Source organism: Microbacterium sp. Beta, from assembly GCF_005502545.1.
Classification (GTDB): domain Bacteria; phylum Actinomycetota; class Actinomycetes; order Actinomycetales; family Microbacteriaceae; genus Microbacterium; species Microbacterium oxydans.
This window is the reverse complement of record NZ_SCOG01000014.1, coordinates 62,609-81,736: the sequence shown is the minus strand read 5'-3', so window position 1 is coordinate 81,736 and position 19,128 is coordinate 62,609. Positions and strand designations below refer to the sequence as shown.

Sequence of the window (19,128 nt, the reverse complement as noted above, 5' to 3'; positions counted from 1 at the left end):
GTTCGGGGAACGGCGGGTTCGTCATGGTCTGTCCTGTCGACGGGGGTGGGGATCGCACTGGCGGCCCGGATAGCCCCGAGCGTAGCGAGCGGCCCTCGGCGGCACCATCCCCTGTCGTCGGTCCGACCCCGGCGGGCGGGGAGACGCCGCGACTCTTCCGTCGACCCGCCGTGCGGCGTACCGTGCGGGTATGTGCCGCAACATCATCCCGCTGAACAACCTCGAGCCCGCTGCGACCGCGCAGGAATGCCACGATGCGGCGTTGCAGTTCGTGCGCAAGATCGCCGGGACCACGGCGCCGTCGCGGGCGAACCAGGCCGTCTTCGAGAGCGCGGTCGACGAGATCGCGGCTGTCGTCGACCGTCTCCTGGGTGAGCTCGTCACCACCGCACCTCCGAAGAATCGTGAGGACGAGGCGGCGAAGCGACGGGCGCGCTCGGCCGAGCGGTACGAGGCGATCCGGGTGTTCCAGGAGGAGAAGCGCGCCGCCCGCGCAGGAGCGTAGGCGCATACCGTCGCAATGGCGGCGGCGTATGCCAGAATCGTCATACCCCGCTCGACTTTCCCTGCGGTCCCGGTGTTGAAGGCGCCGAGATCGCGCCGCCGATCCCCATCGGTCAGGGAACCTCCCCAAGGAGAGCCGTACACATGCCTGAGGACTCTCCTCGCGTTCTCGTCGTCGACGACGATCCGGACGTCGCCCTGCTCGTCAAGACCGTGCTCGAGCGACGTGCCGCGTGCATCGTCGACGTCGCCGAGGACGGACAGGTCGCGATCGATCGGGTCGCGGAGGTGCGGCCGGACGTCGTGGTGACCGACATCGAGATGCCGGGACTGAGCGGCCTCGAGCTGCTCGCCGAGCTGCGACGCATCGTTCCGTCGGTGCCTGTCGTGGTGATGACCGCCCACGTCTCCGTGGAGTACGCGGTCTCGGCCCTGCGAGCGCAGGCGGACGAGTTCCTGACCAAACCGCTCGACAACGGCAAGCTCGTGGAGGCCGTCACCCGTCTGGTCGAGGAGGGGCGCCGCCGCCGAGCGGAAGCGCGCACACCGGAGCGGGTGCTCGCGATCGGCGCACATCCGGACGATGTCGAGATCGGTGTCGGTGGACTGCTCGCCGCGCACGCCAGGGCTCAGGACGAGATCACGATCCTCACGCTCTCCCGCGGTGCCAGGGGTGGGGACGCCGACAGCAGGCAGAACGAATCCCTCGCAGCGGCGGAGATGCTGGGCGCCCGTCTCTTCCTGAAGGACCTCATCGACACCGAGATCTCCGGAGGGGGATCCACGGTGCGCATCATCGAAGAGGTCGTGCAGGAGATCCAGCCGACGATCGTCTACACGCATTCGCCGCACGACCGGCACCAGGATCACCGTGCCGTGAGCGAGGCGACCGTCGTGGCCACGCGTCGGGTCGGTACCGTCGCGTGCTATCAGAGTCCGTCGGCGACGATCGACTTCCGGCCCACGAGGTTCGTGCGCATCGACCAGTACCTCGACGAGAAGCTGCGGCTCCTTGAACGCTTCGGCTCGCAGACGGCGAGCCGCGACTACCTCGCGCCCGAGTTCGTCACGGCGACGGCACGGTACTGGTCGAGATTCGGTGGGGGAACGGCTGTCGAACCGCTCGAGGTCGTGCGGGAGACCGCCGAGTTCATCGGCGCCCACGAGCTCACACGACGGGAGAGCTGATGACGAAGCGCGTGCTGGTGACCGGTGCCGGTGGTCCGGCGGGAGTGGCCGTGATCCGGTCGCTGCTCCGCCGCTCGGACCTGACCGTGTTCGCCGCGGACATGGACGGCTGGGCGAGCGGCATCTACCTGGTGCCCCCGGAGCAGCGACGTCTCGTGCCACCGGGACGTGACGACGACTTCGTGCCGGCGATCGCGCGCATGGTGGCGGACGACGGCCTCGATCTGGTGATCTCGACCGTCGACGTCGAGCTCATCGCCCTCGCGGGACGGCGCGATGAGCTGGCACCCGCCGTGCTGGCTGCGCCGTCCGAGAACACGCTGAACACCGCGCTCGACAAGCTCGCCCTCGCGGAACGCTGCGCGTCGACCGGTCGCGTCCCGCGCACCGTCCTCGCCGGACGTGATGCCGAGGCCGTCGAGTGGGAGTTCCCGGTCTTCGCCAAGCCGCGTCAGGGTGCAGGGAGCCGTGGCGTGCGGCTCGTGCCCGACCGTGCTGCTCTCGAGGCCCTGCCGACGGACGAGGGACTCATCGTCCAGGACTTCCTTCCGGGGGAGGAGTACTCCGTCGATGTCATCGCGGATGCCACCGGAGCCGTCGTGGCAGCGGTACCCCGCACGCGAGCCAGGGTCGACTCCGGCGTCGCCATCGCCGGACGCACGGTCCGCGATGCGGAACTCGAGGAGACGGCGGCATCGATCGCCCGCGCGATCGGACTGGTCGGCGTCGCGAACGTGCAGTTGCGGCGCGATCGCACGGGTCGTGCGGTGCTGCTCGAGGTCAACCCTCGCTTCCCCGGCGCCTTGCCTTTGACGATCGCGGCCGGCGTCGACATCCCGTCGCTCGTGGCCGACCTCTTCCTGGGGCGAGAGCTTCCCGTGCAGATCCCGTTCCGCGAGGTCGCCTCCGTGCGCTTCCTCGAGGATGTGATCGTGGAGATCGACGATGTGCTGGTCTCCGACCATGCGGGGCATCAGGAGGAACTGTGAGCCACGCGCTGCTCCGCGGCGACCATCACGTCCACTCCACCTTCTCGGACGATGCGGTCTCGACACTCGCACAGAACGTCGAGGCTGCGGCCGCAGCGGGACTGAACACGGTGCGCCTCGTCGACCACGTGCGTCAGAGCACGACCTGGGTGCCGGAGTACCTCGCTGCGGTGCGGGTGCTCCGGGTGCCGGACGGGCTCACGGTGCTCACCGGTGTCGAGGCGAAGATCCTCGACGTCGGGGGAACTCTCGACATCCCGACCCTCCCCGACGGCATCGATCGGATCCTCATCGCCGACCACCAGTTCCCGGGGGCGGACGGTCCGCTCGGACCCACCGCGGTGCGGGAGCGGATGGCCGCGGGATGGGCCGCTGACGACGTTCTCGATCAGTTCGTCGAGGCGCTCATCGCCACGATGCGGCGCTACCCGGGGAACCAGCTCGCGCACTGCTTCTCGATCCTGCCGAAGATCGGTCTGTCCGAGGCCGACCTGGGTGCGCAGCGCGCGGATGCCTGGGCACGCACCGCCGCCGACACCGACACCCTCGTCGAAGTGAACGAGAAGTGGGGCTGCCCTGGGGTCGATGCGCTGGCCGCGCTGCGCCGCGCCGGCGGCACGGTGGTCGCCTCGACCGACAGCCACGACGCCGCCGAGGTGGGCCGGTACTCGAGGATTCTCCCGCTGCTCGACGCGGTGGCGGTCTCCTGATGGCCGATCTCACCTGGCTGGAGACCGTGCTGGTCATCCTCCTGCTGCTCTGCATCCTCGTCGGCACGCTGCCTGTGGTCAACACCGGCCTGCAGTTCCTCATCCTTCCGCTGCATGCGTTCCGCAACCATTACGGCAAGGCGGCGCCGTACCACCCGAACGTCGCCGTCGTCATCCCCGCCTGGAACGAGGGTGCGGTGATCGGCCCCGCGATCGAACGGCTGCTGCAGCTGGAGTATCCGGCTGAACGTCTGCGGGTCTTCGTCGTCGACGACGCATCGACCGACGACACCCCCGAGGTCGTCGCCGCCACGTCAGCGGCCCACCCCGGCCGCGTCGTGCACCTGCGGCGCGAGAAGGGGGGAGAGGGCAAGGCGCACACGCTCAACCACGGTCTCGACGTGATCCTCGCCGACACGTGGGCCGAGGCCGTGCTCATCATGGATGCGGATGTGATCTTCGCCCGTGATTCGCTGCGCAAGCTCACCCGTCACCTGGCCGACGAGAAGGTCGGTGCCGTGACGGCCTACATCGCCGAGGGCAGCCGCGACCGCAACTACCTCACGCGTTTCATCGCCATCGAGTACGTGATCGGTCAGCTCTCCGCACGTCGGGTGCAGAACGTCGGCGGCGCCATCGCCTGCCTCGCGGGCGGCGCCCAGCTGCACTCGCGCGCGAACCTCGAAGCCATCGGCGGACGCATCCCCACGGGGACCCTCGCCGAGGACACCATGACGACGTTCGAGGGCCAGCTCAAGGGACGCCGGATGGTGTTCGAGCCGCATGCCGTGGTGCTGGCCGAGGAGCCGCGGACGATCGACAGCCTGTGGAAGCAGCGTCTGCGCTGGGCGCGCGGCAACGTGCAGCTCACCTCGATCTACCGAAAGCTGTGGTTCCGCCCGAGCCGGGACCACAACCTGGGCAGTTTCGGCTTCGGGCTCGCCTGGTTCACGATCCTCCTGCTCCCTGCGTTCATGCTGCTCGCGGCGGCCGGCCTGCTCGCGCTCCTCCTGCTGCACAGCGACATCGCGGAGTTCGTGTTCCGCTTCATGTGGATCGCGGCGGCCTGCATCTACATCTACTCGATGCTCTACTCGGTGCAGCTGGATCCCCGCATCGGCAGACAGTCCTGGCGCGAGGCGATCATGTTCCCAGGGCTCGGTGCCCTGATCCTGATGGCCATCGCGATCTTCCCGCAGCTGTTCGAGTCCGCGTTGCTCGCGCTCGGGCTGCCCGTGACGCACGAGGCCCGCATCATGTGGGCGGTGATCTTCTACCTGTGGGGACCGATCTCGATGCTCGGGATCTGGCTCGCCCGGGCGGTGGAGCCGCTCCCTGGCGGACGCTTCTTCGCGGGGCTGCTGCTCTACGTCTGCGGGTACGGCTCACTGCTGTGCGCCATCACCGTGGATTCCTACATCAAGGAGTGGCGTCGCGCCGATGCCTCCTGGATCAAGACCGAGAAGATCGGACGTGTCGACTCATGACCGCAACCCCGTCGAACGATGCCGAGGTGGGGGAGATCGCCGCGGATGCCCGACGTGAGCGACGTCTGATCCCTCAGGCTCTGCTCGCCCTCGCCGTGGTGGTCGTCATCGTCGTGGTGAGAGAGCTGCTGCTCCGATGAGCGGGAGGCCGTTGGCCCTCGTCGTCGAGGACGCGCCCGATCAGGCCGCGCTGCTGCGCCGCTATCTCGACCGCGAGGGGTTCGACGTGTTCGTGGCCCGTGACGCCGAGTCGGCGATCGCCGCGTTCTCCGAGATCGATCCCGTGGTGGCCGTGCTCGACCTGCTGCTGCCCGGTATCTCGGGACAGGAGTGCGCGCGGCTGGTCCGGGCCCGTTTCCCCGACTGCTTCCTGGTGATCAGCTCGGTGCTCGATGCCACCGACTATCCGCCGGCGGACGCCGCGCTCCCCAAGCCGATCACGGGTTCCGAGCTGCACGCGATCGTCGAGGGCGTGCGGCGATGAGGGCCACGCCGCTCGATCGCGCGGAGAACCGCTGGTATCAGGTCTTCGACAACCCGAGCCCGCTGCTCAAGCAGGCGCCGACGGTCACCGCGACGGTGATCGCGGCGCTCCTCACCTGGTGGGTTCCCGACCTTCCCATGACGCACGTCGCACCGGCCGTGGCGGGGATCATCCTGGTGCTCGCGGCCACGGCCTTCGCCGCGGTGCTGACGGCCCGCGGGGTGCACGAGGGATGGGCGCTCCTGCTCATCCCCATCGTCGACATCATCGGCCTCGGACTCTTCCGCACGGGTACCGGGGGAGCGACATCGCTCTTCTCATCACTCGTGCTCCTCCCGGTGGTCTGGCTGGCCGCCGCCCCGGGAATCCGCTGGGTGTTCGTGGTCGGCGGGCTCACGTCGATCGCGTTGCTGATGCCGTACGTCACCGCGCCACCCGCGACCTCGGTCGAGTGGCTGCGGGGCGTGGTGGGCCCGCTCGTGTTCTCGGCGGTGGCGGCCGTGATCAACCAGCTCGCGCGGCAGCAGCGGATGCGCGTGGAACAGGCGGAGGAGCTCGTCGCCGAACGAACCAGAGCGCTGTCCGAGAACGTGGCCATGATCGTGCAGCTGCGCGAGAAGGAGCACCAGTACCGGGAGCTGCTGGACTCGTTCGAGAGCCTGTGGTCGTCGATAACGGCGCAGGCCGTGGTGGCCACGGACTGCAGCGGTATCGTGACGGCCTGGAACCCGGGAGCGGTGCGCCTGCTCGGACTTCCCGTCGACGAGGCTCTCGACGACGTGCGCATCGATCGCTTCTTCTCGACCGCCGTGCTCTCGATGCTGGCGGCTGACACGGCGGAGCACTCCGCGCCGTCCGGCGACATGCCCGCCGGCTACGCCGAACTCGACCCGGGGATCAAGGCTCTGTTCGGACAGGCGGACGCCGGTGTCCCCGTCGACGGGGACATCGAGGTCGTGACCGCAGGCGGGACGACGGTTCCCGCACGTGTGACGGTCACTCCCCACAAGGACGGTGCGGGCGCGCAGCAGGGATATCTGTTCGTGCTGACAGACGAGACCAGGGCCGTCGAGGTCGCGAGGATGAAGGACGAGTTCGTCGGGATGATCTCCCATGAGCTCCGGACGCCCCTCAGCGCCATCATCGGCTTCCTGGACCTGCTGCAGAACGATCCAGGGCAGCCGCTCACGGAGGACCAGCAGGAGTTCGTCGGCATCATCGAGCGCAACGCGCAGCGTCTGCTCAATCTCGTCGGCGACCTGTTGTTCACCGCCCAGGTCGAGTCCGGGCGATTCCCCCTCGAGCGCGATGAGGCCGATGCGGCCGCGCTGGTGCGATCCGCGGTGGTGTCGGCCGGTCCGCATGCGCAGCGGGAAGGGATCGAACTCGTCGCGGAGGTCGGTCCTGCGGCGATGCCCGTCTTCGTCGATGCCGGAAGAGTGGGGCAGGCCATCGACAACCTGCTCTCCAATGCCATCAAGTTCACCTCTCGCGGCGGGAAGGTCACCGCGCGAGTGCGCGCGGTCGACGGCGGCGTGGAGTTCTCGATCGCCGATACCGGGGTCGGGATACCGGAGGACGAACAGGGGATGCTGTTCACCCGCTTCTTCCGTGCGTCGACCGCGACGCGCAACGCGGTACCCGGCGTGGGTCTCGGTCTCACGATCACCCGTGCCATCGTCCTCGCGCACGGAGGGACGATGGACGTGACGAGCAAGGAGGGTGTCGGCACGGAGTTCCGCTTCTTCCTGCCTGCCGCTCCGCGCACCGAGGTGCTGACGAGTCTGAGTCGCGCCGAGTGAAGTCCCCGCCGTGAGGGGCGGTGGTATCGTCGAAGGATGGATACCACATTCGTTGCACCGATGGGTGATCGTGGTCGCCTCGTGGTCCCTGCCGAACTCCGCGACCGTCAGCATTGGGACCAGGGCGTGCCGTTGCTCATGATCGAGACGTCGGGAGGCGTGATCCTGCTCACCAGGGAGCAGGCCAAGGCCCTCGTCAGGTCGCAGCTGGAGGGGAAGCGCGCGCTCGAGTCGCTGCTCGCGGAGCGCCGGAGGTCCGCGGACTCCGAGGATGCAGCGGCGTGATGGTGGTCGACGCGTCAGCTCTCCTCGCGTTCCTGCAGGGCGAGCCTGGCGCCGATCGCGTCGAGGAGATCCTCGACGACTCCGTGATCGGAGCCGCGAACTGGTCGGAGGTCGCGCAGAAGGTGCGCGCGTCCGGAGCGGACTGGGGCATCGCCTCCGGCTTGTTGCTCAGCTACCGGCTGAAGGTCGAGCCGGTGTCCCGGCGCGACGCGGAAGCCGCCGCGGAATCGTGGAGGCGCGGAAGCGGGCTGTCGCTGGCGGACCGCCTGTGTCTCGCACTTGCGCGACGGCTCGATCTTCCTGTTCTCACGGCGGACCGGGCGTGGGAAGAGTCCGAGCGCATCGAGCAGCTGCGGCGCTGACACCACCGGCGTGGTCTCGGCGTCGTGACGCTGCGTTTCGCGGTGTGAAGCCCGATGACGGGCGGCGGGCGCGGGGAACCGGACGATCGCTACCGTCGGGCCATGACTCTTCTCCAGGACCAGCTCGCCGGTGTCGCGGATGTCACCCCGGCCGAGCGCGCGCAGCGACTCACCGACGCGGGATCGGCGTGGAACGAGCGGATCGCCGCGGACGAAGCGAACGCGCGATTGACGTACCGCGTCAGCGGACGCGGAATCGGCTCGGTCGCGACCGAGATCCGGGCCGGCGCGCACCGCTTCCTCGTCGACGAGCCGGGTGCGCTCGCCGGGGACGACGTCGCGGCCAGTCCGGTCGAGTACGCGCTGGGTGCGCTCGTCTCGTGCCAGGTGGTCGTGTACCGGCTCTACGCCCAGGCCCTCGGCCTCACGATCGACGCGATCGAGATCACGGCCGAGGGCGACCTCGACGTGCGCAAGCTCTTCGGCATCGACGAGTCGGGGCGCGCCGGATTCCACGATGTGCGCGTGGCTGTCGACATCACCGGTCCGAACAGCGTGGAGGAGTATGAGAACCTGCGCGCCGTCGTCGATGCGCATTGCCCGGTGCTCGACCTCTTCGCCGCTCCCGTACCGACGTCGAGCGCTCTCATCTGAGCGGTCCGCAGCGTCTTCGGCCCGGTGTCGTCTGCGACCTGGCCCGTTCCGTCCGTGACCTGGCCCGTTGGGTCCGTGACCGCTCCTGCTGATATCCTGGTCGGCTCGGCATGTGCGGGGCGGAAGGACGGCCACGCACCGTGGGCTTCATCGATGTATCCAGCGTCTCCCTGACGCTTCCAGACGGCAGACCGCTTCTCGACGAGGCGAGCTTCCGGGTCGGCGCGGGCTCGACGAGCGCTCTGATCGGCCCGAACGGCGCCGGCAAGACGACGATGCTGCGCATCATCCGCGGCGATCAGACGGCTGATGACGGCGTCGTGACGATCGACGGCGGACTCGGCGTCATGGACCAGTTCGTCGGCCACGGCGAAGCGGGCGAGACCGTGCACCAGCTGTTGGTGCGTGTCGCTCCCACACGTATCCGCGTCGCTGCGGAGGCGCTCGAGACCGCGGAGAACGCGCTGATCGAACGCGACGAGCACGATACGCAGATGGCCTATGCATCGGCGATCGCCGAGTACGCGGACGCCGGCGGATACGAGCACGAGACGATCTGGGACCAGTGCACGGTCGCCGCGCTCGGCGTCCCGTTCGAGCGCGCAAGATACCGCGAGCTCACCACGCTCTCCGGCGGCGAGCAGAAGCGCCTGGCGCTCGAGGCCCTGTTGCGCGGACCCGACGAGGTGCTGCTGCTCGACGAGCCGGACAACTATCTCGACGTGCCGACGAAGCGCTGGCTCGAGGATCAGCTGCGCCAGACGCCCAAGACCGTGCTGCTCGTGTCGCACGACCGTGAGCTGCTCGCTCGAGCGGCCGACCGCCTCATCACGCTCGAACCCGGAGGCGCCGGGGCCACGGCCTGGGTGCACGGCGGCGGCTTCGGCACCTACCATCAGGCTCGCACCGACCGGATGGACCGGCTCGACGAGCTGCGCAGACGGTGGGACGAGCAGCACGAGAAGCTGCGGACCCTGGTGGCCAACCTCAAGGTCAAGGCCTCGGCGAACGACGGCTTCGCCTCGCGCTACCAGGCGGCGCAGACACGCCTGCGCAAGTTCGAGGAAGCGGGTCCCCCGGAGGAGCGTCCGCCGGCCCAGGACTTCGACATGCGCCTGCGCGGCGCGCGCACGGGCAAACGGGCGGTGGTCGCGCAGCGCCTGGAGCTGACGGGTCTCATGCGGCCCTTCGACGCGGAGGTCTGGTACGGCGACCGGGTGGCCGTGCTCGGGTCGAACGGGTCGGGCAAGTCGCACTTCCTGCGCCTGCTCGCTCGCGGTGGATCCGACCCCGACGCCACGCTCGGTCACGTCACGTCGACGGGTGAGCAGCTCAGTGCTGTCGAACACACCGGCTCGGCCGTGCTCGGAGCGAGGGTGGTGCCGGGCCTGTTCGCGCAGACGCACGCGCACCCCGAGTTCGTCGGCCGCACGCTGCTAGAGATCTTGCATCGGGGGGACGATCGCCGTGCGGGTATGCCACGCGACGCCGCGAGTTCGGCACTCGACCGCTACGGTCTCGTGCGTCAGGCGCAGCAGAGCTTCGACTCGCTGTCGGGAGGACAGCAGGCGCGGTTCCAGGTGCTCCTTCTGGAGCTCTCCGGGGCGACGCTGCTGCTGCTCGACGAGCCGACCGACAACCTCGACCTGGAATCGGCCGAGGCGCTGGAGCAGGCCCTCGCGCGCTTCGAGGGAACGGTACTGGCGGTCACGCACGACCGCTGGTTCGCCCGTTCGTTCGACCGGTTCCTGGTGTTCGGGTCGGACGGCGAGGTCTACGAGTCCGACGAGCCCGTGTGGGACGAGAAGCGGGTGGCGCGCTCGCGCTGACGTTCGTTCGCGGACACGGGCCGTGCTGCTGTGTCGCTCAGGACAGTCGGGTCGCTCAGGGCAGTCGGAAGGGTGCGGCAGCGCGCGCGGCGGGGTCGATCGCGAGGTCGGCGAGGACCCCGCCGACGCCGGGAGCGAACTTGAAGCCGTGGCCGGAGAACCCGGCGCCCACCACGATCCGGCCGAGGCGATCGAGCACGAAGGCGCCGTCGCCGGTCGAGGTGTACGTGCAGCTGATCGGTTCCGGCCCCGCCGGGTCGAGGCCGGGCATCCACTCCCGCACGTAGTCCGAGAGCGCACGCTGATGCGTCGGCAGGTGCGGGCGGGCATCGGGATCGACCTCGTCGCCGACACGGTGGAACCCGACTTTCACTCCCTCTCCTGGCGTCGGCATGCCGTACACGGTCGCGGGGTAGATCCCCGGCTGCAGGTAGTGGTTGAACGAGGGCCACGGCGCGTCCGTGAGCGGCCGGAAGTGTGCCGGCGTCTCCTCGGTCACGGTGAGGCGCGGCAGGCCGAAGTGCGGAAGCAGAGTCCGCGTCCAGGCTCCCGCCGTCACCACGACGGTCTCGGCACGCAGGTGGATGTCCTCGGCGACGGTGACCCCCACGCCGTCCGAGTCCTCCTCGATGCGCTCGATCGGGGTGCTCCAGCGCACTTCTCCGCCGCCGATGACGACGCGACGCTCCAGCTCCCGCAGTGCCTCGGCGGCGCGCACGACCCCGGCGTCGGACGACCACAGCACGTCGCCGCCGAAGCGCATTCCCGGCCACCGGGCACCCGCCTCGGCGGGCGAGAGGACGGCACTCGGGATGCCGCGGCCCTCCAGGCCCGACCGCACGGCGGCGATGTCGATGTCGCCGTGGGTCACGAGGCCGTGCAGACGAAGGAGAGACTCGCCGCCGACGGACCCGAGGGCGTCCCACCCTTGACGGGCGCGCACGAGCAGGTCGAGGTAATGCTCCTCGTCGTAGGCGTTGTTGAAGTTGCGGGTCGCACCGTGCGATGCGCCCTCACGGTGACCGCGGGCGAATCTCTCCAGCACGACCGGTCTGAGTCCTCGACGCACGAGGGCCCAGGCCGTCGCCAACCCCATGACCCCGCCGCCCACCACGACCACGTCGACATGCTCGATCCTCATGGTGCCTCCCGATCTCGCCTCCAGTCTCCCAGCACGGGCGGCTCCGCCTGCCGGGTAGGCTGGAGGGGTGACCATGGAGATCGAGCTCGGCCGAGGAAAGCGTGCACGTCGCGCGTACACGTTCGATGACATCGCGGTGGTGCCCTCGCGGCGCACGCGCAACCCGGAGGACGTGTCGACCGCCTGGACGATCGACGCCTTCGGGTTCGAGATCCCGGTGCTGGGTGCGCCGATGGACTCGGTCGTGAGCCCTCAGACGGCGATCATGCTCGGCCAGCTCGGCGGCCTCGGAGTGCTCGACCTCGAGGGGCTCTGGACACGCTACGAGAACCCCGAGCCGCTGCTGGCGGAGATCGCAGGTCTCGACGAGGCCAAGGCGACGGTCCGCATGCAGGAGCTCTACTCGGAGCCGATCAAGCCCGAGCTCATCACCCGTCGCCTCGCCGAGGTCCGCGAGGCCGGCGTCACCGTGGCCGGCTCCCTCACGCCGCAGCGCACGCAGGAGTTCTACGACACCGTCGCCGCCGCAGGTGTCGACCTGTTCGTGATCCGGGGGACCACGGTCTCTGCCGAGCACGTGTCGAGCGTTGCCGAGCCCCTGAACCTCAAGAAGTTCATCTACGACCTCGATGTGCCGGTCATCGTGGGAGGAGCTGCGACCTACACGGCAGCCCTCCACCTGATGCGCACGGGGGCTGCGGGCGTGCTCGTCGGCTTCGGCGGGGGAGCGGCCTCGACGACGCGGGCCACCCTCGGCATCCACGCCCCGATGGCGACAGCGGTCTCCGACGTCGCCGCTGCGCGCCGAGACTACCTCGACGAGTCCGGTGGGCGCTACGTGCACGTGATCGCCGACGGTGGCGTCGGCACGTCCGGCGACATCGTCAAGGCTCTCGCGATGGGCGCAGACGCCGTCATGCTCGGCGTCGCGCTCGCTCGTGCGACCGATGCGCCGGGACGCGGGTTCCACTGGGGACCTGAAGCGCATCACCCGAAGCTCCCGCGCGGGCACCGCGTCGAGGTGGGTGGCATCGGCACGCTCGAGGAGATCCTGTACGGACCGGCGCCCGTCGCCGACGGCACCGCCAACCTCATCGGCGCGCTGCGCAAGTCGATGGCGACCACCGGGTACTCCGACCTCAAGGAGTTCCAGCGGGTCGAGGTCGTGCTGGCGCCCTACGAGGCCTGAGGGTCCTGCGCGTCACCGTGACCACTCCTGCACTCTTCCCCCCGACTCTCCGCGAGGTCATGCTCAGGGGACGCTGGATCGGCATGCTCCTGCTCTGCCTCCTGGTGGCCGGGGTGTTCGCCTGGCTCGGTCAGTGGCAGCTGGAACGTGCGATCGAGACCGATCCGCCGGCCCCTGGCGCCACCGAGCAGGTGCAGCAGCTCGAGGATGTGCTCCAGCCGGGGGAGTATCTGCCGGAACCGCTCGTGGGCCAGCGGGTCCAGACCGCGGGCACCTGGGTTCCCGGCGACTTCATCGTCGTGGCGAGCCGTTTCAACGACGATGTCGAGGGGTATTGGGTCACCGGCCAGCTGCGGGTGGCCGACCGGACCTCGATCGCCGTCGCGGTCGGCTGGGCACCGGATCCCGAGTCGGCCGAGGCGGCTGTCGAAGAGCTCGAGGCTGCGGCTGACGGCTCCGAGGTCGAGATCACCGGGCGCATCATCTCGGACGAGGGCCCCAGGGTGCCTCCGCACGCCGACCCGCAGCGACTGGACCGCATGTCGCCCGCCGCGCTCCTCAGCCGCTGGCACGACATCGAGGAGCTCGACGTCTACCGTCCGTACCTCGCCTCGACGACCGCGACGGCCGGGCTGGTCGACATCTCGTCCCCCGCGCCCGATGAGCTTTCTCCCGTCAACTGGCTCAACGTGTTCTATGCCGTCGAGTGGGCCATCTTCGCCGGTTTCGCGTTCTACCTCTGGTACCGACTGGCGAAGGATGCCTGGGAGCGCGAGGTCGAGGAGTTCGAAGACCGGGCCGGAGAAGGCGCAGTCGTCTGATCGGACGCGCATCCGCGCGCCCCGCGGTGCGCAATTGCGTGCTCGCGTGCGTCGGTAGTGACCTTCGTCAGGGGTGCTTCCGGCCATCCGGTGAGCGCTCGATGACGAATCGGAAAACTCCGTTGAGGATGTCCGGACCGCTCCGTATGCTCGCACCATGTGAGCACGCTGGGAGTTTCCCCTGTGTGCCGTGACAGCCCTGAGAAGTGTCGAACCCGACCGAGGAGACAGCACCGATGATGTCCGCTCCAGATGACGAGAACCGCGTGGCTCCCGTCTCGCACCGTAGAAGTCGGGGGCGCATCGGCGCTCTCGCCGTGACCTGCGTCGCCGCATTGAGCCTCGGCTCGCTGGCCGCGGTTCCCGCCATAGCCGACACCACGGGCACGGGGGTGGTGATCAACGAGGCCTACCTCTCCGGCGGCAGCGCGGGCGCGGCCTTCAAGAACAAGTTCGTCGAGCTCTACAACCCCACCTCGGCTCCGGTCACGCTCGACGGGATGTCGCTGCAGTACCGGTCCGCCACCGGGTCGGCCGCCTTCAACGGCGTCGCTCCGCTCACCGGTGTGATCCCCGCCGGCGGTTACTACCTGGTGCAGGGCAACAGCAACGGCGCGAACGGTGCGGAGCTTCCGACCCCTGATACCGTCAGCGCTCTGACCCCGAGCGGCACCAACGGCACGCTCGCGCTCGTCGAGGGTACGGCGGCGGTGAGTCTCACTCCCGGCTCGGTCGTGGGCGTCGACGGCGTCGTCGACCTGCTCGGCTACGGCACGTCCAACACGTTCGAGGGTGCGGCGGCGACCGCACCCGCCGGCAACACCGACGTCAAGTCGCTCAACCGCACCGGCGGTGTCGACACCGACGTCAACAGTGCCGACTTCACGCTCTCCACCGCCATCACGCCGCAGAACTCGGGCGGCGTCGACCCCGGCCCCGGCCCCGGCACCGATCCGAAGAAGGCGACGATCGCCGAGGTTCAGGGCACCACCGACGTCTCGCCGCTGAACGGCCAGACGGTGCAGGTCGAGGGTGTCGTCACGGCCGACTACCGCACCGGCGGTTACAAGGGCATCGTGATCCAGACACAGGGGTCCGGCGGCACGACCGATGCGACTCCCGGTGCGTCCGACGGTGTGTTCGTCTTCTTGAACGCGCTGACCCCGACCCTCGCGATCGGCGACCTCGTCTCGGTGACGGGTTCGGTGAGCGAGTACTTCGGTCAGACGCAGATCAACCCGGCGGCAGCCGCCGACGTCTCGGTCGTCACCGCCGGCGTCGGAGTTCCCGCCGTCACCCCGCTGCCCGCCACGGTGCAGGGCACCGACCGTGAGCAGTACGAGAACATGTACGTGGCCCCGGAAGGCACCTATCGCCTGGCTTCGAGCCACCAGCTGTTCAACTTCGGAGCGCTCTGGCTCAACGCCGGCGACGCGCTCGCGGTGAAGAGCACCGAGACCACGCGACCCGGTGATCAGGCCGCCGCGATCGCCGCAGCGAACCGCGCGAACCGCATCCTGCTGGATGACGGCTGGTCGATCCAGGTCACCAACAGCGGTCACCCGGGACAGCAGCCGTACTTCACGAAGGACACGGTGGTCCGCAACGGCGACACCGTCGACTTCGGCGACAACGGCTACGTGCTGCAGTGGGGCTTCAACGACTGGCGCCTGCAGCCGGTCGTCCCGATCGACGACTCCTCGTCCGCCGACCTCAAGGTCGGATTCACGGCGACGAACCCGCGCCCCGCACAGGCTCCGGAGGTCGGCGGCGACGTGCAGGTCGCGTCGTTCAACGTCTACAACTACTTCACGACGCTGAAGAGCGAGAACTCCAGCGCCCGCGGGGCCGCGAACGCGGCCCAGTTCGCAATCCAGAAGTCGAAGATCGTCGCGGCGATCAACGGACTGGACGCGGACATCGTGTCGTTGATGGAGATCGAGAACTCGGTGAAGCTGGGCAAGCCGATCGACACGGCCCTGAAGGATCTGGTCGCCGGACTCAACGCCGACGCCGGGAGTGACGTGTGGGGCTACGTGCCCACGCCCGCCGCCCTGAACGACGCGGCGACGACCGACTTCATCACCAACGCGATCATCTACAAGAAGGACGCCGTCAAGCGGGTCGGCGACAGCGTCACCGTCACCGATGAGTCCGTGTGGGGCAACGCCCGCGAACCGATCGCTCAGGCGTTCGACATCGACGGACGCGTGGTCACGGTGGTGGCGAACCACCTGAAGTCGAAGTCGCCGCCCGAGGGGGCAGGTGCGGAGCCGGCCGACGGTCAGGGCTTCTTCAACGCCGACCGGGTGAAGCAGGCGAACGCGATCCTCGCCTTCACCGCTCAGCTGGAAGAGACGACAGGCAGCGGCGACATGCTGCTGATCGGCGACTTCAACGCCTACGGCAAGGAAGACCCGATCGACGTGTTCACCTCGAACGGGTGGAGCGACCTCGTCGCCGACAAGGCATCTGGTCAGTACACGTATTCGTTCGACGGCGAGCTCGGATCGCTCGACCACGTGATCGCGTCTCCGTCGCTCGCCTCGTCGATCACCGGCGCCGGCGTGTGGGGCATCAACTCGCCCGAGTGGAGCGACCGTGGCTATGCCTTCGGCGCGACCGAGCAGGGCACGCCCTACCGTTCCAGCGACCACGACCCGATCATCGTCGGCGTCTCCTCGGAGATCCCGCCGGTGAGCATCGACGTCGTCACGGTGAACGACTTCCACGGTCGCATCGAGGCCGACGGTGCCGCAGCGGGTGCAGCGGTGCTGGCCGGTGCGGTCAAGCAGTTCCGTGAGGCGAATCCGAACACGATCTTCGCCGGTGCCGGCGACCTGATCGGCGCATCCACGTTCACCTCGTTCATCAACGACGACAACCCCACGATCGACGCGCTCAACGCAGCCGGCCTCGACGTCAGCGCGGCGGGCAACCACGAGTTCGATCAGGGTTGGGCGGACCTCCGCGACCGCGTGCAGGACCGCGCGGACTGGGAGTACATCTCCTCGAACGTGTTCGTCACCGAGACCGGCGAGCCCGCGCTCGCACCGGCATGGGTGAAGGAGCTCGACGGGGTGCGGGTCGGTTTCGTCGGAGCGGTCACCGAAGACCTCGACTCGCTGGTCTCGCCCGAGGGCATCAAGGACCTCGAGGTGCGCAGCATCGTCGACTCCGTGAACGCGGTGGCCGACGACCTGCGCGACGGTGACGAGTCCAACGGCGAGGCGGATGTCGTCATCCTGCTCGTGCACGAGGGTGCATCCAGCACCGCCGTCTCCAGCATCACCCCGGACTCGCCGCTCGGCGAGATCGTCTACGGGGTCGACGGCGACGTAGACGCGATCGTCTCGGCGCACACCCACCTGGCCTACAACCACGTGATCGACGGCCGCCCGGTGGTCTCCGCGGGGCAGTACGGCGAGAACCTGGGCCTGATGAACATCAAGGTCGACCCGAAGACGAAGGACCTGATCTCGATCACCAACGAGATCAAGCCCCTCACCGCCGCGGGCAAGCCGCTGTACCCGGCCGTGCCCGAGGTGCAGGCGATCGTCGACCAGGCGAAGGCCGAGGCCGATGTGCTGGGCGCGATCAAGGTCGGAGACATCACCGCCGACTTCAACCGTGCGCGTCAGACCAACGGTTCGGAGAACCGCGGTGGCGAGTCCACGATCGGCAACTTCGTGGCCGACGTGCAGAAGTGGTCCACGGGCGCCGATGTGGCGATCATGAACCCGGGTGGCATCCGTGCCAACCTGTCGTACGCCTCGGCGGGCGCGAACGATCCGGCGGGCAATGTCACCTACCGCGAGGCGGCGACGGTCCAGCCGTTCGCCAACACGCTGGTGACGCTGACGCTCACGGGTGCGCAGCTGAAGGGTGTTCTCGAGGAGCAGTGGCAGCCGGCGGGTTCGGCTCGTCCGTTCCTCAAGCTCGGCGTCTCGAAGGGTCTTGTCTACACCTACGACCCCGCCGCGGCGCAGGGTTCGAGGGTCACGTCGATCACGCTCGACGGTGCCCCGCTCGATCCGGCGAAGAACTACACGGTGGCGGCGAACTCGTTCCTCGCGGCGGGTGGAGACAACTTCTTCACCTTCAAGGAGGGCACGGGCAAGCGCGACACCGGCAAGATCGACCTGCAGTCGATGGTCGACTGGTTCGACGCGAACAAGACCGCGAGCCCCGACTACGCCCAGCGCGCCGTCGGAGTCTCGGTCAGCGCGGCGGACGCCGACGGCTACAGCGCCGGCGACCAGGTGACCGTGTCGCTCTCCTCGCTGGCGTTCAGCGCCGGTGAGCCGGCTCCGGGCGAGGTGACGCTGTCGCTCGGTGGCACGCAGCTCGCTGCCGGCGCCGTCGACCCGGCTGTCGTCGACACCACGGACGAGGGCGGGCGCGCCAGCCTGACCTTCACGGTTCCGTCCGGCGTCTTCGGCGACCAGGTGCTCACCGTGAATGTCGCCGGAACCGGAACCACCGTGCAGGTGCCGTTCACGATCGCCGGCGAGGAAGAGTTCGCCGGGACGATCGCGCTCGGTTCGTCCAAGGTGACCGCTGGCAAGAACCTCAAGGTCACCGGCGCCGGCTACGTGCCCGGCGAGACCGTGAGCATCGAGCTGCGTCCGAAGAAGGGCAAGCCGGTGCAGGTCGGTACCGTCCAGGTCGGCGCAGACGGCACCTTCAGCACGTCGGTCACCGTGCCGAAGAGCGCTCCGTCCGGCAAGTACACCGTCGCCGCATCGCAGGCGGACGGGGACGCGGCGACCGCGACGGTCACCGTGAACCGGGCAGGCGGGATCATCGGCGCGATCCTCGACTGGCTCTGGGAGCTGCTGACCCGGTGGTTCTGACCGGAGCGGTGGTACTGATCCGGTAGCCGGATGACACAGGCGAAGGCCGTCGGGAGAGATCCCGACGGCCTTCGTCGTCTCCTCTCCCATCGGGTTCTCGGAGAACGACGCCCCTGGCGCTCGGAGAGCGGCGTCTCAGGCGTTCACGGCGACGGGAGCCCAGACGAAGCCGTCGGGGTCGACGGCCGCGCCGAGCACGCCGTTGACCGTGAGTCGGTGCGAGCCGGTGCCTTCTGCCGGAACGCCCGCATCCTTGGCGAGTGACGCGTGCCGGTACAGGCCGAGGCCGATCGAGCCGGATCCGGTGTCGAACTGCACGTAGCTGCGACCGAAGCTCTTGTCGACCGGGATGCCGCGCTCCACGTAGAAGGTCTTCGAGGCGACCACATCGCCTGCGCCGAGCAGGAGGATGATCTCGTCGACCGTGCGGCTCGGGGGAGCGGTGTCCTTCTTCGCCGAGGTCGCGACTTTCCAGATCGCACCGTCCGGTGCCTGGATCGTGCCACCGACGCCCCAGAGCGACTTCGATACGGGCTTGATCACGGTGGCCCCAGCGGCGACGGCCGCATCGACGAGCGCGTGCACGTTCGCGGGCTGCGAGACGACGAGCGACAGCGTGTAGCCGCGGAAGCCGGAGGAGGGGGCATCCGCGGCGCGGAACCGCAGGCGGTCGCCCAGGTCGAACGCCTCCGCGTAGAAGGAGCGGGCGGCGTCCACATCCGGGGCGTCGAGGGTGAGGGAATCGATGGTCGTGTTCATGTCGACGACGCTACGACCGTGACCTTCCGGCCGCTTCTCGATTCCTGACCGATGCATCGCCCTCTCCC

The 19,128-nt window shown here is 69.0% G+C and carries 17 protein-coding genes; 15 read left to right on the top strand and 2 right to left on the bottom strand.

The features are described 5' to 3' along the window. The first annotated feature begins 190 nt into the window (after positions 1–190). The 12 genes from FFS56_RS13855 (at position 191) to FFS56_RS13805 (ending at position 10,294) form a co-directional block, all read left to right on the top strand. Positions 191–505, top strand: coding sequence for a DUF2277 domain-containing protein (locus FFS56_RS13855; protein ID WP_061018604.1), 315 nt, complete (start codon positions 191–193; stop codon positions 503–505). Positions 506–648: 143 nt separating this feature from the next. Beyond that, a complete protein-coding gene (locus FFS56_RS13850) occupies positions 649–1,692 on the top strand; it encodes a response regulator (protein ID WP_046748782.1) in 1,044 nt (347 codons plus the stop codon). Further along, a complete protein-coding gene (locus tag FFS56_RS13845; RefSeq protein WP_046748783.1) occupies positions 1,692–2,681 on the top strand; it encodes an ATP-grasp domain-containing protein in 990 nt (329 codons plus the stop codon). The genes FFS56_RS13850 and FFS56_RS13845 overlap by 1 nt, the downstream gene beginning before the upstream one ends. Further along, a complete protein-coding gene (locus FFS56_RS13840) occupies positions 2,678–3,391 on the top strand; it encodes a PHP domain-containing protein (protein ID WP_127011886.1) in 714 nt (237 codons plus the stop codon). Before FFS56_RS13845 ends, FFS56_RS13840 begins: the two co-directional genes overlap by 4 nt. After that, the gene (locus tag FFS56_RS13835) at positions 3,391–4,878 is read left to right on the top strand and encodes a glycosyltransferase (RefSeq protein ID WP_061018595.1); all 1,488 of its coding nucleotides are present in this window, start codon (positions 3,391–3,393) and stop codon (positions 4,876–4,878) included. Before FFS56_RS13840 ends, FFS56_RS13835 begins: the two co-directional genes overlap by 1 nt. Further along, the gene (locus tag FFS56_RS20580; RefSeq protein ID WP_164734082.1) at positions 4,875–5,018 is read left to right on the top strand and encodes a hypothetical protein; all 144 of its coding nucleotides are present in this window, start codon (positions 4,875–4,877) and stop codon (positions 5,016–5,018) included. The genes FFS56_RS13835 and FFS56_RS20580 overlap by 4 nt, the downstream gene beginning before the upstream one ends. Further along, entirely contained in the window at positions 5,015–5,362 is a 348-nt protein-coding gene (locus FFS56_RS13830; protein ID WP_046748786.1) for a response regulator, read from the top strand. Before FFS56_RS20580 ends, FFS56_RS13830 begins: the two co-directional genes overlap by 4 nt. Then, the gene (locus FFS56_RS13825; protein ID WP_046748787.1) at positions 5,359–7,164 is read left to right on the top strand and encodes an ATP-binding protein; all 1,806 of its coding nucleotides are present in this window, start codon (positions 5,359–5,361) and stop codon (positions 7,162–7,164) included. Before FFS56_RS13830 ends, FFS56_RS13825 begins: the two co-directional genes overlap by 4 nt. 36 nt (positions 7,165–7,200) lie before the next feature. Further along, complete coding sequence (locus FFS56_RS13820) at positions 7,201–7,449, top strand: AbrB/MazE/SpoVT family DNA-binding domain-containing protein (RefSeq protein ID WP_058633239.1); 249 nt, start codon at positions 7,201–7,203, stop codon at positions 7,447–7,449. Further along, positions 7,449–7,811, top strand: coding sequence for a type II toxin-antitoxin system VapC family toxin (locus tag FFS56_RS13815; protein ID WP_046748789.1), 363 nt, complete (start codon positions 7,449–7,451; stop codon positions 7,809–7,811). The genes FFS56_RS13820 and FFS56_RS13815 overlap by 1 nt, the downstream gene beginning before the upstream one ends. Positions 7,812–7,913: 102 nt before the next feature. Next, complete coding sequence (locus FFS56_RS13810; protein WP_127011887.1) at positions 7,914–8,465, top strand: OsmC family protein; 552 nt, start codon at positions 7,914–7,916, stop codon at positions 8,463–8,465. Positions 8,466–8,605: 140 nt separating this feature from the next. Then, positions 8,606–10,294, top strand: a complete 1,689-nt coding sequence (locus FFS56_RS13805; protein ID WP_082738594.1) for an ATP-binding cassette domain-containing protein — start codon at positions 8,606–8,608, stop codon at positions 10,292–10,294. A gap of 55 nt (positions 10,295–10,349) precedes the next feature. Here FFS56_RS13805 and FFS56_RS13800 read toward each other — a convergent pair whose 3' ends face one another. Next, positions 10,350–11,435 (bottom strand): FAD-dependent oxidoreductase, encoded by a 1,086-nt coding sequence (locus FFS56_RS13800; RefSeq protein ID WP_127011888.1) that lies wholly within the window; start codon positions 11,433–11,435, stop codon positions 10,350–10,352. A 73-nt stretch (positions 11,436–11,508) separates the two neighbouring features. On the opposite strand from FFS56_RS13800, the gene FFS56_RS13795 reads away from it, so the two are divergent. From FFS56_RS13795 to FFS56_RS13785, 3 genes are all read left to right on the top strand, one after another. Beyond that, the gene (locus FFS56_RS13795) at positions 11,509–12,624 is read left to right on the top strand and encodes a GuaB3 family IMP dehydrogenase-related protein (RefSeq protein WP_127012937.1); all 1,116 of its coding nucleotides are present in this window, start codon (positions 11,509–11,511) and stop codon (positions 12,622–12,624) included. Positions 12,625–12,683: 59 nt separating this feature from the next. After that, entirely contained in the window at positions 12,684–13,445 is a 762-nt protein-coding gene (locus FFS56_RS13790) for an SURF1 family cytochrome oxidase biogenesis protein (RefSeq protein ID WP_046749044.1), read from the top strand. Positions 13,446–13,681: 236 nt separating this feature from the next. Continuing rightward, positions 13,682–18,301 (top strand): ExeM/NucH family extracellular endonuclease, encoded by a 4,620-nt coding sequence (locus FFS56_RS13785; RefSeq protein WP_127011889.1) that lies wholly within the window; start codon positions 13,682–13,684, stop codon positions 18,299–18,301. A gap of 135 nt (positions 18,302–18,436) precedes the next feature. Here FFS56_RS13785 and FFS56_RS13780 read toward each other — a convergent pair whose 3' ends face one another. Then, positions 18,437–19,060 carry a glyoxalase gene (locus FFS56_RS13780; protein ID WP_127011890.1) on the bottom strand — a complete coding sequence of 208 codons (624 nt, stop codon included), beginning with the start codon at positions 19,058–19,060 and terminating at the stop codon, positions 18,437–18,439. Positions 19,061–19,128: the final 68 nt, after the last annotated feature.